12 protein-coding genes are annotated in these 15,923 nt (G+C 63.7%); 8 read left to right on the forward strand and 4 right to left on the reverse strand.

From position 1 onward, the window contains the following. The first annotated feature begins 218 nt into the window (after window positions 1-218). From CUJ91_RS22950 to CUJ91_RS22970, 5 genes are all read left to right on the forward strand, one after another. Window positions 219-3,827 (forward strand): response regulator, encoded by a 3,609-nt coding sequence (locus tag CUJ91_RS22950; RefSeq protein WP_114157227.1) that lies wholly within the window; start codon window positions 219-221, stop codon window positions 3,825-3,827. Window positions 3,828-3,864: 37 nt separating this feature from the next. Beyond that, the gene (locus CUJ91_RS22955; protein ID WP_114157228.1) at window positions 3,865-4,710 is read left to right on the forward strand and encodes a CheR family methyltransferase; all 846 of its coding nucleotides are present in this window, start codon (window positions 3,865-3,867) and stop codon (window positions 4,708-4,710) included. A 10-nt stretch (window positions 4,711-4,720) separates the two neighbouring features. Further along, complete coding sequence (locus CUJ91_RS22960) at window positions 4,721-5,347, forward strand: chemotaxis protein CheB (RefSeq protein WP_114157229.1); 627 nt, start codon at window positions 4,721-4,723, stop codon at window positions 5,345-5,347. Between the two features lie 9 nt (window positions 5,348-5,356). Then, entirely contained in the window at window positions 5,357-6,481 is a 1,125-nt protein-coding gene (locus CUJ91_RS22965; protein WP_114157230.1) for a hybrid sensor histidine kinase/response regulator, read from the forward strand. A 155-nt stretch (window positions 6,482-6,636) separates the two neighbouring features. Beyond that, complete coding sequence (locus CUJ91_RS22970; protein WP_114158036.1) at window positions 6,637-7,446, forward strand: helix-turn-helix transcriptional regulator; 810 nt, start codon at window positions 6,637-6,639, stop codon at window positions 7,444-7,446. A 42-nt stretch (window positions 7,447-7,488) separates the two neighbouring features. Here CUJ91_RS22970 and CUJ91_RS22975 read toward each other — a convergent pair whose 3' ends face one another. Then, complete coding sequence (locus tag CUJ91_RS22975) at window positions 7,489-8,430, reverse strand: LysR family transcriptional regulator (RefSeq protein WP_029970546.1); 942 nt, start codon at window positions 8,428-8,430, stop codon at window positions 7,489-7,491. A gap of 174 nt (window positions 8,431-8,604) precedes the next feature. Here CUJ91_RS22975 and CUJ91_RS22980 point away from each other — a divergent pair, with 174 nt between their 5' ends. The 3 genes from CUJ91_RS22980 to CUJ91_RS22990 all read left to right on the forward strand — a co-directional run bounded on the left by CUJ91_RS22980 (window position 8,605) and on the right by CUJ91_RS22990 (window position 11,645). Continuing rightward, a complete protein-coding gene (locus CUJ91_RS22980; protein WP_114157231.1) occupies window positions 8,605-9,804 on the forward strand; it encodes an amino acid aminotransferase in 1,200 nt (399 codons plus the stop codon). 70 nt (window positions 9,805-9,874) lie between these two features. Next, window positions 9,875-10,666, forward strand: a complete 792-nt coding sequence (locus tag CUJ91_RS22985; protein WP_114157232.1) for a class II aldolase/adducin family protein — start codon at window positions 9,875-9,877, stop codon at window positions 10,664-10,666. A 4-nt stretch (window positions 10,667-10,670) separates the two neighbouring features. Beyond that, window positions 10,671-11,645 (forward strand): 2-dehydropantoate 2-reductase, encoded by a 975-nt coding sequence (locus tag CUJ91_RS22990; protein WP_044020097.1) that lies wholly within the window; start codon window positions 10,671-10,673, stop codon window positions 11,643-11,645. Window positions 11,646-11,735: 90 nt separating this feature from the next. Here the strand turns inward: CUJ91_RS22990 and CUJ91_RS22995 are convergent, their stop codons facing one another. From CUJ91_RS22995 to CUJ91_RS23005, 3 genes are all read right to left on the reverse strand, one after another. Continuing rightward, a complete protein-coding gene (locus tag CUJ91_RS22995; protein WP_114157233.1) occupies window positions 11,736-11,936 on the reverse strand; it encodes a hypothetical protein in 201 nt (66 codons plus the stop codon). Continuing rightward, entirely contained in the window at window positions 11,933-13,681 is a 1,749-nt protein-coding gene (locus CUJ91_RS23000) for an FAD-dependent oxidoreductase (RefSeq protein ID WP_114157234.1), read from the reverse strand. The genes CUJ91_RS22995 and CUJ91_RS23000 overlap by 4 nt, the downstream gene beginning before the upstream one ends. Before the next feature lie 173 nt (window positions 13,682-13,854). After that, window positions 13,855-15,810: an AI-2E family transporter gene (locus tag CUJ91_RS23005; protein ID WP_006047007.1), complete on the reverse strand. Its 1,956-nt coding sequence runs from the start codon at window positions 15,808-15,810 to the stop codon at window positions 13,855-13,857. Window positions 15,811-15,923 lie beyond the last annotated feature (113 nt).

The raw sequence follows: 15,923 nt of genomic DNA on the forward strand, positions 1-15,923 counted from the left end.
TGAATAAGCGGGCATTGTTCGCATCATTGACCGCGGCCGGTCCAGCAAAGTTGCGTGCTTCTTGCGGTCTTCACGAAGTAAGTCAGAGCGCGCTCACGCACGCAAAAAACGAGACCCGTCCTGTATGATTAAGCGTTTGCATAGCCACGCATGAATCTCGCCGGAGCCCTGAAAAATATTCCGGATCGCAATGATCCGCCTTGTTGAATATAGAAAAAATGACCGCATCCCAGGCTGTCGACGAACGCTACTTTCGCGGCATCATTCGCCGCAACATCGCGTTGCCCTTGCTAGTCGGACTGATCACAATAGCCGTGTTCGTCGGGCTCATTGCGTACCTTGTTTCCACCACGAGTCTGGCCGAGCATTCGGAGCGCGTGATTGGCAAGGCGAACCAGATGCTGCGTCTCGCAGTAGACCGCGAATCGTCGATGCGCGGTTTTCTCATCACCGGCGACGAGCATTTTCTCGCGCAATACGAAAACGGCGGACCGCAGTTCAAGGCGCAAATGGACGAATTGCAGGCACTCGTCGCCGACAACCCGCCGCAAGTCGAAAAGCTCAAACAGGTCGCCGCGATTCAGGAGCGCTGGAACCGCGTGGCCGAAGACATGATCGATGCACGGCGCAGAATGCGCGACGTCGCGAGTATTGTGGCGAGCGGCCGCGGCAAGATGGAATTCGACGAGATACGTAAAGAGTTCGACGACTTTCTCGCCGTCGAATTGCGCCTGCGCCAGGAGCGCAGCGAAGCGTCGCGGCGCGTCACCGGAATACTCGTGAGCGTCTTCCTGCTCTTTAGCATCGGCGTGAACGGTCTGCTTGCGTGGCTGGGCCGCCGTGAACTGCTGAACCTGGCCGGCATCTACGACAAGGCTTTGCGCCAGCAGGAGGAGCAGACGGAAGTACTGGAAAAACAGGTGTGGTTGCGCTCGGGGCAGCGCCTGCTTGCCGAGCGAGTAGTGGGGCAGGCCACGCCGCAACTCGTCGGCCGCGCGATGCTCGATTGCCTCGCGCAATACCTGGACGCGGCGGTCGGCGCGCTGTACGTGCGCGACAAGCGGCAAGGCACGCTGCGCCGCATCGCAACTTACGGCTTTAGCCGCGAAAGCGAGCAGGCGAGCGCGCGCGACCTGGGCGAAGCCGACACGCTGATCGGCGAGGCAGCGCTCTCGCGCCGCATTGTCGTGTTGCATGAGGTGCCCGAGAACTACATACAGGTCGTCTCGGCAACCGGAAAAAGCACGCCGAAGAATCTCATCATCGCGCCGGTTGCGAGCGAGGGCGAGGTCAACGGCGTCGTCGAATTGGGCTTTATTCGGCCACTCGCGCCGCGCGACCAGGAGTTTATCGAAGTCGTCAGCAACAGCATGGGCGACTTTATCGAGGCCGCGCTTTATCGGGAGCGCTTGCAGGATGCGCTAATCGAAACGCAACAGTTGAACGAAGAGTTGCAGGTTCAGCAGGAAGAATTGCGCGTGTCGAATGAAGGCCTCGAAGAGCGCGGCCGCGCGCTGCTCGAATCGCAAACGCGTCTCGAGGCGCAACAAGCGGAACTCGAACAGACCAACGTGCAACTCGAGGAATACGCGAACCGGCTCGAGCGGCAGAAAGCGGACCTGCTACGCGCGCAGGACGATCTTGCGGCAAACGCGGAGCGTCTTGAACAGTCGAGCCGCTACAAGTCCGAGTTCCTCGCGAACATGTCGCATGAACTGCGCACGCCGCTAAACAGTTCGCTGATTCTTGCCAAGCTGCTGCAACAGAACCGCACCGGTAATCTGACCGAAGAGCAGGTGCGTTACGCGGAAACGATCCACGCATCGAATAGCGACTTGCTGGTGTTGATCAACGACATCCTCGATCTTTCGAAAGTGGAGGCCGGACAGGTGAACGTCGAACTGGAGACGGTTTCCATAGACGCAACGCTGCAATCGCTCGAAGAACTCTTCAAGCCATTGGCGGGCGCGAAGCACCTGAGTCTCGTATTCGACCGCTTGCCGGGCGTGCCGGATACGATGGTCAGCGACGGCCAGCGTGTCACGCAGATCCTGCGCAATCTGCTGTCGAATGCGGTCAAGTTCACGGCGCATGGCGAGGTCGCGCTGTCGGTCGCGCCGGCGGACGACGACATGCTGCGTATCGACGTGCGCGATTCCGGCATCGGCATTCCGGCCGACAAGCTCGAGATGATCTTCGAAGCGTTCCAGCAGGCCGATGGATCGACGAGTCGCCAGTACGGCGGCAGCGGGCTCGGCCTGTCTATTTCGCGCGAGTTCGCGCGCTTGCTGGGCGGCCGCATCACCGTTGCAAGCGAAGTCGGCAAGGGCAGCGTGTTCACGTTGTGGCTGCCGCTCGATGGGCGCGCGGCGCTCACGGCGGGCAACGAGAGCGCGCTCGCGGACTCGGCTGCGCAAACGCTCGCGAGTGCGACCGCGTCGAACGGCAACACGCAAGACGCGCTGCTCGCGCGTGCAGCGTGGAGCGACGCAGCGCCCGCGGTGATCTCGCCCGCGAACGGATTGATGCCGGCAACGTCTGCGAATGGGGCCAACGGTGCAGGCGCCAGCGCCGCGCACGTCAGCGCACCAGAAGGCGGCGTGGCGTCCATCGCTTCCATCGCCGACGACCGCGACAACCGCACGCGCACGGGCCGTCTGATCGTCGCGATCGAAGACGATCTCGCGTTTGCTGAAATCCTGCGCGATCTCGTGCACGAACTCGACTTCGACTTCGTGCATGCGAGCAACGCGGCAAGCGGCCTCGCGCTCGTGCGCGACATGCGCCCCGCAGCGGTATTGCTCGACGTCGGCTTGCCGGACCGTTCGGGACTGACCGTGCTCGAGTGGCTGAAGAACGATCCGCTGACGCGTCATATTCCGATTCATATCGTGTCCGCGACCGATCACGCGGATAAGGCGCTGCATCTCGGCGCAATCGGCTACACGCTCAAGCCGACCGCGCGCTCGACGATGGAAGCCGCGATCCGCCGCCTCGAAGCACGCTTGCAGCAGCAACTGAAACGCGTACTGGTGATCGAAGACGATGCGCCGATGCGCGAAAGCATCCGCGCGCTGCTGCAAAGCGAGAACACCGAGATCGTTGCCGCTGCAACGTTGTCGGAGGCGCTGCAGTATCTCGAGAAGTCGTCGTTCGACTGCGTGGTGACCGACCTCGCGCTGCCGGACGGCACCGGCTACGATTTGCTGGAACGCCTCGCGGCAAACGCCGAACATGCCGCGCTGCCGGTGATCGTCTACACGGGGCGCATGCTGTCGGACGAAGAAGAGCACCGTCTACGCCGCTACTCGAAATCCATCATCATCAAGGGTGCGAAGTCGCCCGAGCGCCTGCTCGACGAAGTCACGCTGTTCCTGCACAGCGTGGAGTCGTCGCTTGCGCCCGAGCAGCAGCGCATGCTGCGCACGGTGCGGCAGCGCGACAATGCATTCGAAGGGCGCACGATCCTGCTTGCCGAAGACGACGTGCGCAATATCTTTGCGCTTTCGCATGTGATCGAGCCGCTCGGCGCGAAGCTGCAAATCGCGCGCAATGGCCGCGAAGCACTCGAAGCGTTGGAAAACGGCCCTGAAGCGGACCTGATCCTGATGGACATCATGATGCCCGAGATGGACGGCTTGACCGCGATGGGCGAGATACGGCGCAATCCGCGTTTCGCGCATCTGCCGATCATTGCGCTGACGGCGAAGGCCATGGCGAACGATCGTCTGCGTTGCCTCGAAGCCGGCGCGGACGACTACGTGTCCAAGCCGATCGACGTGGACAAGCTCGTTGCGCTGTGCCGCGTGTGGCTGCGCCAGCGCTAGCCGCAAACGGATCAGCATAGCGACACGGAAAGAACGAATGAGCCAGCCAGAATTCGACGCACGGCAACGCATGAGCGATTTCGACATCGAGTTGAAATTGCTGCTGGAGGCTATTTACCTGAAGTACCAGCACGATTTTCGCCACTACGCGATGTCGTCGCTGCGCCGCCGCCTGTCGCAGGCACTCGATGAGTTCGGGCTCGGCACGCTGTCGCAATTGCAGGACCGCATCATGCGCGACGGCGAGCAGTTTTCGCGGCTGTTCCAGTATCTCACCGTGCAGGTCAGCGATATGTTTCGCGATCCTGCCTATTTTCTCGCGCTGCGTGAACATGTGTTGCCGCGTCTTCGCACGTATCCGTCGATCAAGGTGTGGGTCGCCGGCTGCAGCACGGGCGAAGAGTTATGGTCGCTGAAGATTCTCTTCGACGAAGAGGGCTTGACCGAGCGCACGCTGTTCTATGCGACCGATATCAACCCCGACGCGCTCGCGCGCGCCGAAGCCGGCATTTACGCGCTGGACCGCATTCAAGGCTTCACGCAGAACTATCTCGCGGCGGGCGGCACGCGCTCGCTGTCGGACTACTACCACGCGGCGTACAGCGGCGCGCGTTTCGCCGGCTCGCTCAAAGGCCGCGTGGTGTTCGCCGACCACAGTCTTTCCACCGACGAAGTCTTTCTCGAAGCACACCTCGTCTCGTGCCGAAACGTGCTGATCTATTTCGATCGCGGCTTGCAGGACCGCGCGTTGGGGCTATTCGAAAACGCGCTGGTACGGCGCGGTTTTCTCGGCCTCGGCAGCAAGGAGACCTTGCGGTTTTCCCGTCATTACGAAGCCTTCGACGAATTCCGTCCAGGCGAGCGTATTTACCAGAAGCGCTGAGACCAACGTGATGCCGCGCTCAATCACTCAACCTGACGTCGACGCAGTGCGTGACGCACGAGATGCGCGCGCGTGCGAACTCGTCGTGATCGGCGGTTCGGCAGGCGGCATGGAGGTCATCAACCTGCTGCTCGCCGCGCTGCCGGCGAGCTTTGCACCCGCTGTGATGATCGTCATGCATCTGCCGCCCGACCCGCCGAGCTATCTCGTGCATGCGTTGGCGCACCGTTGTGGGTTGCCCGTGATCGAACCGGACGCGGGCGAGCAGATCATGCCGGGCCGCGTGCATGTCGCGCCGCCCGGCTATCACATGCTGGTCGAAGTGGACCGGACCGTTGCACTTTCAACCGATGCGGCCGTGCGTTTCTCGCGGCCTTCCATCGACGTGCTGTTCGAGTCCGCGGCCGACGTGTATCGCGAGCATTTGCTGGCGCTGCTGCTCTCCGGTGCGAACGACGACGGCGTGAACGGCTTGCAGCGCGTGCGCGCGTTGGGCGGCGTCGCGTGGGTGCAGGACCCGGCCACCGCCATGTCGTCCGAGATGCCGGGCACCGCGATTGAACGCGGCGCGGCCGACTACATCTATTCTCCCGAAACCATGGCCCGGCGGCTCGCAGCATGGCCGGCCTCTCTCTGACCCGATGCCATGTCGAACTCACCCGTCAATATTCTTATCGTCGACGACATCGCCCATAACATCACCGCGCTCAAGGCGTTGCTGACGCGTCCCGATGTGGCCGTGCTGGTGGCCGACTCGGGCACGGCCGCGCTCGATCTGCTGCTCAAGCACGAGGTGGCGCTCGCGATTCTCGACGTCAACATGCCCGGCATGAACGGCTTCGAACTGGCGGCGTTGATGCGCGGCAGTCCGCGAACATCGCATGTGCCGATCATCTTCCTGACGGCCACCGCGCAGGATGCGTCGCGCACGTTTCGCGGCTACGAAGCGGGCGCCGTGGACTTTCTCTACAAGCCGTTCGATCCGCGCATTCTGCAATCGAAGGTGGATGTATTCGTTCAGCTCGAACAGCAAAAGCGCCAGCTTGCCGCGCAGCTCGTCACCACGCGTCAGATGCTCGAAGCCAACGAGATGCTGATGGCCGTGCTGAGTCACGATCTGCGCACGCCGCTTGGCGCGGTGCTTGCGTCGGCGGAATACCTCATGCGCACGGCAGCCGATCAGCAATCCGCAACGGTCGCGGCGCGCGTTAAAAACAGTTCGCTGCGCATGGCGCGGATGGTCGATCAGTTGCTTAACCTCGCGCGTCTGCAAGGCGGACGTCTGCCGTTGCAGCCTCGTTCGATCGAACTCGCAACGCTATGCCGGTCGGTGATCGACGAATTCGCTTCGCGCGAGAACGGCAAGCGCATCCTGTTCAGGAGCCGCGGCAATACGGCGGGCGCGTGGGATACGGATCTCGTGTGGCAGGCGGTGTCCAATCTCGTCAGCAATGCGCTGCACCACGGCGCGGCAGGCGACGTGAACGTGGAGGTGGACGGCGAAGCGGCGGATTTCGTGCGTCTGAAAGTGGCGAATCGCGGCGTGATTCCACCCGAGGTTTTTCCGCATCTCTTCAAGGCGTTCGGGCCCAACAACAACGGCTCGCGTTCGCGCGAGGGACTGGGTCTCGGCTTGCATATCGTCCATGAAATCGCGCGGATGCACGGCGGTACGGTCGACGTGAAATCGGACGAAACCGGCGGCACGGTGTTCACGATCGAGTTGCCGCGAATGGTCACGCTGCAACGCGGGTCGTTTTCGGGGAGGTGATCGGGACGAACTGCGCGCGACGAACTGCGCGCGACGAACCGCGCAGTGCTTTTGCCGCGACGGCACGCGCTATGAACACCGCTGCCGACGCACGCCGCGACGCGCTGTGCTACGCTTGACGCACCCCATCCATGCCGCGCGAGCCCGAAGCCATCATGCGTTCCTGGCGCATTTCCCCGCCTCACCGAAACGAACAGATCAGCACCGCGCGCGCGGTCGATCTGGTCATGTCGATTGCGCACGGCGACGCCGACGCGCTCGCCGCCAGCATGCTGAGAACGGTCGGCGACATGATGCCGGTTTCGCAGTGCACCGTATTCGCGTATGAATTCGACGCACGGCCGCGCACCATTTCCGCCGCCGACCATCGCGGCGGGCGCTTTCTCCGCGACGTCGCGAATCGCTATGCCGCGCATTTTTATGCACTCGACGGCAACCGCGCGATTGTCGATAACCCGCACTCCCGCGACGCGCTCGTCTTGCATCAGCAGCAAAGCGACGAGATCGGGAACGAAGCGTATCGCGCGGCGTGTTACGCGCAGCCCAATGTGTCCGACCGACTGTCGTTGCTCGTGCAACCGATGGAAAGCGTGTGGCTGTCGATCAACCTGTATCGCGATCGCGCTTACGGCGTCTTCGAGACGAGCGAGTTGCAGCGAGTCGAAAGCCTCGCGCAGCTCTTCGCGCAGGCGGCGAAAACGCATTACGCGCTGCATACGCAGCATGAAGAGAGTCCGGCGGCAACCATGCTCGCACGCGTCAGACGAATCTGCCCGGCGCTCACCCCGCGCGAACTCGACGTGCTGCGCGGCACGCTCGAAGGTGCGAGCGCAGTCGAAATCGCGGAACGAATGGGCGTGAAGCCCGCGAGCGTCGTCACTTATCAGAAGCGCGCTTACGCGCGGCTCGGTATTTCGGGGCAGCGGCAACTGTTTGCGCTATGCGTGACGCCGCAGCGCGGCTGATTTCCCGCTTAAACCACGCTTCAACCACGCCCCAACCGCGTTTCACCCGCGCTTCACCCGCGTATCCGCCTGCGTCTCACGATCCCAGCGCTTGAGCCACGGCAGCAAAAAATCCGCGAAGCCCGCTGCGGGCGGCGACAACGCGCGTTCGGTCGAGCGGTACAAACACACCTCGCGGATCGTCTCCGGTTCGACAATCCGCTTCATCACCAGACCGAAAGTGCGTGCGAGCGGCGCCACGTAAGCCGGCGCGAGCGTCACCGCGAGGCCGCGCGATGCGATACCGAAAGCGGTGGTCACGTTGTCCACCACGTCTGCGGGAACGATGCGCGCCTCGACGGGGAGATCGGCGAGCATCTGGTCGACGGCCCGTTCGTGATCGCGGCCGGTCGCGACGATAGGGACGTCGCGCAACTGCTGCCATTGCACACGTCTGCGCGCGGAGAGCGGATGCGACGGCGAGCACCACATCACCCACGGACTTGCGAACGCCGCGTCCCGGCGCACACGCGCACCGCTTGGCCTGTCCGGCCCGATTGCCAGATCGACGTCCGCGCTTTCCACACGCTCGACCAGTTGCTCCACCACGGTATCGCAAATGCGCACGACGACCTTGGGCTTGTCGCGCGCGTAGTCGGCAATCGCCGCGGGTAACGCGGTGGACGCCAGCACCAGCGGCGCGCCGATCCGCACGATGCCGGCCGCGCGGTTGCGAATATCGTCGGCAGATTGCGCGGCGGCGCGCACGTGGCGCAGCACCGATTCCGCCGATGCGAGGAAATCCTGACCCGCGCTCGAGAGATTCACGCGCCGCGTGGTCCTGTCGAAAAGACGAAAGCCGAGTTCCGCTTCGAGTTCCGCGAGCAATTGGCTCACCGCGGACGAAGTCAGTCCCAGCCGTTCGGCCGCCGCGCCGATGCTGTGAAGATCGACAATGGCGAGAAACGCCTCGTATTGACGGATGGTGACGCGAGTAAGTGCCATGACGCGATTCTAAAGAAAAACTTACGAATCGTGCAAAATCGGTTGATTGTAGATTGCCGCGCGTTCATCGACACTTGTCCCAATCGACGGAAGCACACAAAGGCGCTTAGACTTTCCGCCTCGCCTCTGTGGACGTATGCGTGCGCCACGCCAGGCTCCCTTCAAGGAAATGCCATGTTCGACCATATTCCCGCCTATCCCGGCGACCCGATTCTCAGCCTGAACGAAGACTTCCAGCTTGATCCGCGCCCGAACAAAGTCAATCTGAGCATCGGTATCTATTTCGACGACGCCGGCAAACTGCCCGTCATGGACGCCGTGCGCCGCGCCGAAACCGCGTTGCTCGACGCAATCGGCCCGCGTTCCTATCTGCCGATGGCAGGCTTGCCGCTCTACCGCGAAGCGGCGCAGACGCTGGTTTTCGGCGCGAGCAGCGAAGCACGCGCGGCGGGCCGCATCGCGACACTGCAAACCATTGGCGGCTCCGGCGCGCTGAAGGTCGGCGCCGATTTCCTGCGGCGCTATTTCCCGGCTTCGCAAATCTGGATCAGCGACCCGAGCTGGGAGAATCATCGCGTCGTGTTCGAGGGCGCGGGCCTAACCGTCAACACCTATCCGTATTACGACGAAGCGACAGGCGGCCTGCGTTTCGCCGATATGATCGAGACGATCGGCGAATTGCCCGAGCGCAGCATCGTGCTGCTGCATGCGTGCTGCCACAATCCGACGGGCGTCGATCTGAGCAACGAGCAATGGGCTGAACTCGTGCCGGTATTGCAGCGTCGCAAGCTGATTGCGTTCGTCGATATGGCTTATCAGGGCTTCGGCGCGGGCCTCGAAGAAGACGCCGCTTGCGTGCGTATGCTCGCGGAAGCCGACATACCGCTGATCGCAGCCAATTCGTTTTCGAAGAATTTCTCGCTGTACGGCGAGCGTTGCGGCGCATTGAGCGTGGTCTGCAAGAGCGCCGATGAAGCGGGCCGCGTGCTTGGCCAGTTGATGTCCACGGTGCGCGCGAACTACAGCAATCCGCCGACGCATGGCGCGCGTCTCGTCGCGAACGTACTGTCCGATGCGTCGTTGCGCGCTTCGTGGGAAGCGGAACTCGCCACCATGCGCGAGCGCATTCTCGCGATGCGCGGCACGATTCACGCGGGACTCGCCGGCCGTGTCGATGAAGTGATGCGCGCGCGTTACGTCGCGCAGCGCGGCATGTTTACCTATACGGGCCTGAGCGAGCGCCAGGTCGAGCGCCTGCGCAGCGAACACGCGGTGTATGTGCTGCGCTCGGGCCGCATGTGCGTCGCGGGTTTGAATGCGCGCAACGCGGAGTACGTGGCGTCGTCGATTGCCGCGGTGGTCGCGGGCGCATAGCGACAGGCAGCGCAGCCAACGCGAACGAGCACGCAACGCGCACAGCCAACAGATAACCCTGGAGACGTCGATGACGACACTTGATATGCCACCGGCAAGCGCGCCGCAAAAAGCCGGCATGCATGCGGACGAATGGCAGGCACGCGTTGAACTGGCCGCGTGCTACCGCATCTTCGACATGCTCGGCTGGACCGAGATGATCTACAACCACATCACGTTGCGTGTGCCGGAGAGCGTGAGCGGCGGCGAGCGCCAGTTCCTCATCAATCCGTTCGGCTTGCACTACAGCGAAGTGACGGCGAGCAACCTGGTGAAGATCGACGCGCAAGGGCGCGTGCTCGACGGCTCGCGTTATCCGGTGAATCCCGCTGGTTTCGTCGTGCATGCGGCGATTCACGAAGGCGTGCCAGGCGCGCATTGCGTGATGCACACGCATACCACGGCGGGCGTCGCGGTCGCGTGTCTCGAAGAGGGTTTGCAGCAGACCAACTTCTACACCGCGCAATTGCACGAGCGCATCGCGTATCACGACTTCGAGGGCATCACCGTGCATGCGGAGGAAGGGCCGCGGCTCGTCGAACATATCGGCGACAGGCAGGCTGTGATTCTGCGCAATCACGGGCTGCTTGCATGGGGCCGCACGTTGCCGCAAACTTTCGCGGTTCTATGGACGCTGAACCGCGCATGCGAGATTCAGATGGCGACGTTTTCGATGGGCAAGGCGCGGCCGGTTCCCGAAGACGTCGCGATTCGCTGCTCGCGCGACGCGTTGCAATTCGATCCCCGTCACGGCGCGGGACAGGACGTGTTCGATGCGCTCGTGCGGCGCGTCGAGCGCATCGATGCGAGTTACAAGGAATGAAGCGATGAAAGTAGCGATTTACGGCGCGGGCGCCATCGGCGGATGGATCGGCGTGAAGCTCGCGCAGGCGGGTCACGAGGTCGGCGTGGTGGCGCGCGGCGCGACGCTGGCCGCGTTGCGCGAGCAGGGCTTGAGGCTGATCGAAGGCGGCAGCACGCAAACAGTCGACGTGCAAGCCGCGGAAGACCCCGTCGCGCTCGGTGTACAGGATGTCGTCGTGGTCGCGGTCAAAGGGCCGGCAATGGCCTCGGTGGCCGCGCACATCGCGCCGCTGCTCGGCGCGCAAACCGTCGTGCTGACCGCAATGAACGGTGTGCCGTGGTGGTTCTGCGACGGTCTGCATGGCGACTTCGTGGGCAAGCGGCTCAAGTCAATCGATCCCGACGGCGCAATCGCCGCCGCGATTCCAAGCGCGCAAACAGTGGGCTGCGTGGTGCACGCGAGTTGCCTCGTCGAGGCGCCGGGCGTGATCCGGCATCATCAAGGCAATGGGCTGATTATCGGCGAGGCTCTCGGGCGTCCGAGCGAACGCGTGAAGGCGCTCGCCGAGACGCTGGCCGCGGCGGGTTTCAATGCGTCGGTGTCGGAGCAGATTCAGCGCGACGTCTGGTACAAGCTGTGGGGCAACATGACGATGAACCCGATCAGCGCGATCACGGGCGCCACCACCGACCGCATTCTCGGCGACGAACTGGCGCGCAACTTCGTCACGAGCATCATGCTCGAGGCGAAGGAAATCGGCGCGCGTTTCGGCATTCCGATCGACCAGGCGCCCGAGGACCGGCACGCGGTCACGCTGAAACTCGGCGCGATGAAAACGTCGATGCTGCAAGACGTGCAGGCGCGCAAGGCGGTCGAACTGGATGCACTCGTGAGCGCGGTCCGCGAACTCGGGCAATTGACCGGCGTGAAGACGCCTTATACGGATGCGCTGCTCGGTCTCGCGCGCCTGCATGCCAGCACGCTGGGTCTGTATTGAACGCAGCGCAGTGCCACGTTAAAGCAGAAAGCCGCCGCGTGTTTTTCTCGCGGCGGCTTTTTTTATGCCTGTTTTATAGGGCTATTCCAGCTAAACAGCCGTCGCCGTGACGGCTTCGGATCTTGGCAAGCGCGCCGCTTCGATCAAAGACACAGCCCGTTGTGCATCGTCGAGGTCGGTGATGCACAGCAGCGCGAGGCGAGCGAGATACAGCGGAGCATCGGCTTCGCCTTCGGCGCTGAGCGTTTGACAAAGCGCCGTATAGACGCGGTCGAGATCGCTATCGGTCATGACTGGCTCTCCTTGTTTTCCATGTTCAGTGCGGCCATCAGCGCGCGCTGCGTGGCGGCCGCGCTGCCTTCGCGCCAGCGCGCGAGCACATGGCCGTCGGGGCGGATCAGATAGACAGTGCCCTTTGCGGCATCGAGCATTTGATGCAGACGGCCGGTGTGATCGATTGCGGTTGTGCCGTTAGCGTTGGCCTCGTCGCTTGCATGAACCACGGTGATTGCGTTGAACGGAATCGCGCGGCTTGCCAGGTCCTCTTGCATGTCCCGCCACGCGCTCTCTTGCGATGCATCGGCGGAAAAGCGCAGCGCGGTGAAGCAGGGCGCAAGCAGATCGGTGAGGTGCATGTCGAGCAGCTTGCCATCGCGAATGGACTTGAGGCGGCACTCCGGCAGCACACTGCCTGGCGCCGCGCCATTGGTGAACGGGTTCTCCGTTGCTTCAGCCGCCACGCGATTGAGCGGCGATTGCCCATAAGCAATCGGATGCGTTTGCCGCGGATTGATCAGCGGACGCACGGCGGCATGACGTTCGGCGAGTCCGAGCACGGCGCTTCTCATCAGCTCGAACGCGAAGGTCGGCGGCGCCATGAATTCGGTGCTCTTCATGCCGTAGCTCAAATTTTCGCGTGCGGCGAACACGCGCTCGTCGCTATAGCTATCGAGCAGCTCGGGCGACGCGATGCCGTTCACCACGCAGCCGAGTTTCCAGCCGAGATTGTCGGCGTCGTCGATACCCGAGTTCGCGCCGCGCACGCCGAAGATCGGCACCAGATGCGCCGCGTCGCCCGCGAACAGCACCGAGCCGTGGCGATAACGTTCGAGCGTCAGCGCGTTGGCCTTGTAGACGGTGATCCAGATCGGCGACCATTCGCCTGTTTCGCCCATCGCGTCCAGCACGCTTTGCACGCGCGGCATCACGTTGCCGGGTTCGACGGCCGCCTGCGGGTCTTCGTCGTCGCGTAGCTGGTAGTCGATGCGCCACACGTTGTCCGGCTGCTTGTGCACGAGAACGGTCGAGCCGGGATTGGACGGCGGATCGAAATAGGCGAGCCGCTCGGTCGCGCGATCGCTGTGCAGTTCGATATCGACGATCACGTAGCGGCCTTCGTACGTCGTGCCGGTCAGTTTGAGTCCGAGCGCCTCGCGTATCGTGCTGCGTCCGCCATCGCACGCGACGACCCAGTCGGCTTCCATTTGCCACGCGGTGTCGCCGGTCTGCAGATCGAGCGTGGCGCCGCGCGAAGCGTCCGACGCAGCGCGTTGCCCGATTGCGGTAACACGCGTTTGCCAGCGAATCTCGATCAGGTCCGCGCGCCGCTCCAGTTCGTCGAGCAGGAACTGTTCGATCTGATACTGCGCGATGTTGATCATCGGCGGCAGCGATTGCTCGTCGTCCTGATGCATCGAAAAGCGGAACACCTCGGTATCGCGATAGAAGCTGCGGCCGCCCGTCCACGGCAGACCTTTTTGCAAGAAGCCTTCAACGGCGCCGAGGCGCTTGAGTATTTCGAGGCTACGCCGCGAGATGCAAATGGCGCGGCTGCCGGTGCATACGCTGTCGTCGGCTTCGATCAGAACGGAGCGCACGCCCTGGCGGGCGAGCGCCAGCGCGAGCGTCATGCCGACCGGCCCGCCGCCGACAATCGCAACGGACCGTCGCACGGGATCGCGTCCGTCGACGAGTGGAGGCACCGCGCCCTCGTAACGGCGCGGCGAAAATGGATAGGGTTTGAAGCTGCGGCTCATGCGGGTCTCCTCGATGTTCGCTGCATTCGCGGCCGCTGGGGTGTTCGGTTCTTTTAGAAGTGGCGCGAAATGAAAAAGCGATGAGCGAAGTATGGAGGAGAGCTTGTGCGCGCCTGTCCTCATTTTGGGTACAGGCGCGGGGTGCTTTTATGCGGGGGTTGGATCGACCACGATCAATCCGCCCCACCGGCGACATGCGAATGCCGGCCCGCCTGCAACGCCCACGCGGCGACCTGGCATTCCTCGATCATCGCGCGGAAGGTGGGCGCCGAATGCGCCGCGGCAGTCGAGCCCATGCCGATGTCGTGCCCGTTTTCCGCGCTGCCGCCCACGCCGACCACGAGCGTCGCGCGCGGCCGCCATTCGCGCGTGCGCCGCAGCATGTTGCGCAGATACGGCGGCGAATCGGGCGCGTCGAGCGTGACGATGCAGATGATCGGCGCATTTTTGTAGCTCGGTTCGTCGGCGCGCGCGCTGCGATAGCCCGAGTGCGTCGCCATGATCGGCGCGAAGCCGACGCGCCCGAGCAGTTGCACGGCGATGGCGGTCGTCACTTCGTCGAACGCGCCGCGTCCCGGCACGCATAGCACGGCGGTCTTTTCGTCGTCGTGATGTTCGGACGAATGCTCGCGGGTCTGCTCGTGCCGCTCCGACAGATCCGCCGATGACGCCGCGTGCAGCGCGGCCGCGTCGCCCGGTTCCGGACGCGCGAGGCGGTCCGGCAAACCGTCCGCGATCTCGAGGTTTTCCACGATGTCCACCAGCGCTTCATTGACGCTCGCCAACTGGTCGGGCATCAACACGCCGCGCATCGCGTCGTTGCGCGCGAGCTTGAGCCCTTCGAGCGCGACCTTGTCGTAGTAGTCGATCAGCGACATTTCGCGCAACAGACGCTCCGCCTGCACGATCGCTTCGTGCGGATCGTCGGCGAGCAGCCGCTGATAGAAGTTCTGCGCGGGCGTGAGCGCCGGCTGATCGCCGAGCAGCACCGTGAGAAAGTTGAGACGGTCGGCGTAACGCCCGAGCGTCACCACGCACAGCGTGAGCGGCGTGGACAGCACGAGGCCGATCGGCCCCCACAGCCAGCTCCAGAAAATCGCCGCGACCACGACCGCCAGCGGCGAGAGCCCCGAACGGTGGCCATACAGCAGCGGCTCCGCGATCTGCCCGGCCACCACATCCACGACGATGAACAGTATCAGCGTGTACACCGCCATCGTCCATTGCGGCTGAATCGCGGCGGCGAGAAACACCGCGAGAATCGCCGCGATCCAGATGCCGATATACGGCACGAAGCGCAGCAGCGCCGCGATCACGCCGAACAGCAGCGCGCCCGGCACGCCGATAATCGCGAGACCGATTGCAATCACGCCGCCCGCGCTCAGGTTCACGCCGAGTTGCGCGACGAAGTAGCGGCTCAGGCGCACGGCGGCGTCGTTGATCGCGGTCGTCGTGCGATGCAGGTCGCGCGAGCCGAACAGACTGATCAAACGGTCACGCAAATCCTCGCGTTGCAGCAGAATAAAAATGGTCACCACCAGCACGATGAACGTGGTTTCGATTGGCGCGATGGCCGGCGACAACGCGCGCTGCGCGAGCTGCATCGGCGTGGGCGACGGCTCGTGCACTTCGACCGGCGTAGGCACCGCGGGCGCATTGCGCGCCGCGCGGCCGGTCGGACGCGGCGGCGGCGGCTTCGAGGGCGCGACGCGTTGCAGCGTGGCCGCGGCGCGGCTCATCAGCGAATCGGCGCGGCCGATCGTTTTCTCCTGCACGGTTTCGATCTTCTGCTCGATCGCCACCTGATACTGCGGCAAGTCGCCGGCCAATTGCACGAGCTGCGCGCCGATCAGCGCGCCGATAGCGAGCAGCGCGGCGAGCGCGAACAGCACCGCAATGAAGATGGACGGCAACTGTCCCATGCGCAGACGCCGCAGCATCTGCACGAGCGGCGCGAGCAGAAAGCTGAGCAGCACGGAGAGCGTGATCGGGATCAGCACCGCGCGGCCGAAGTAAAGCGCGCACACCACCACGACGCCCGTGATCACCGAGGCAAGGCCGTGCAGGCCTGGTGCGCCAGGCGGATAAACGCGATTGGGCCGCCCAGGCGGCGGCAACGATATTTTCATGAGCACACTGTCCGATTGAGTGGCGCGGTCGCTTCTGGTCCGGCGCGATGGACGCGGCGGCGGCACAGGCCGTGTGCGGCCCATGCGGGAGAGCAAACCTTATGCCCGGATTG

The sequence above is a fragment of the Paraburkholderia graminis genome, from assembly GCF_003330785.1.
Lineage (GTDB): Bacteria > Pseudomonadota > Gammaproteobacteria > Burkholderiales > Burkholderiaceae > Paraburkholderia > Paraburkholderia graminis.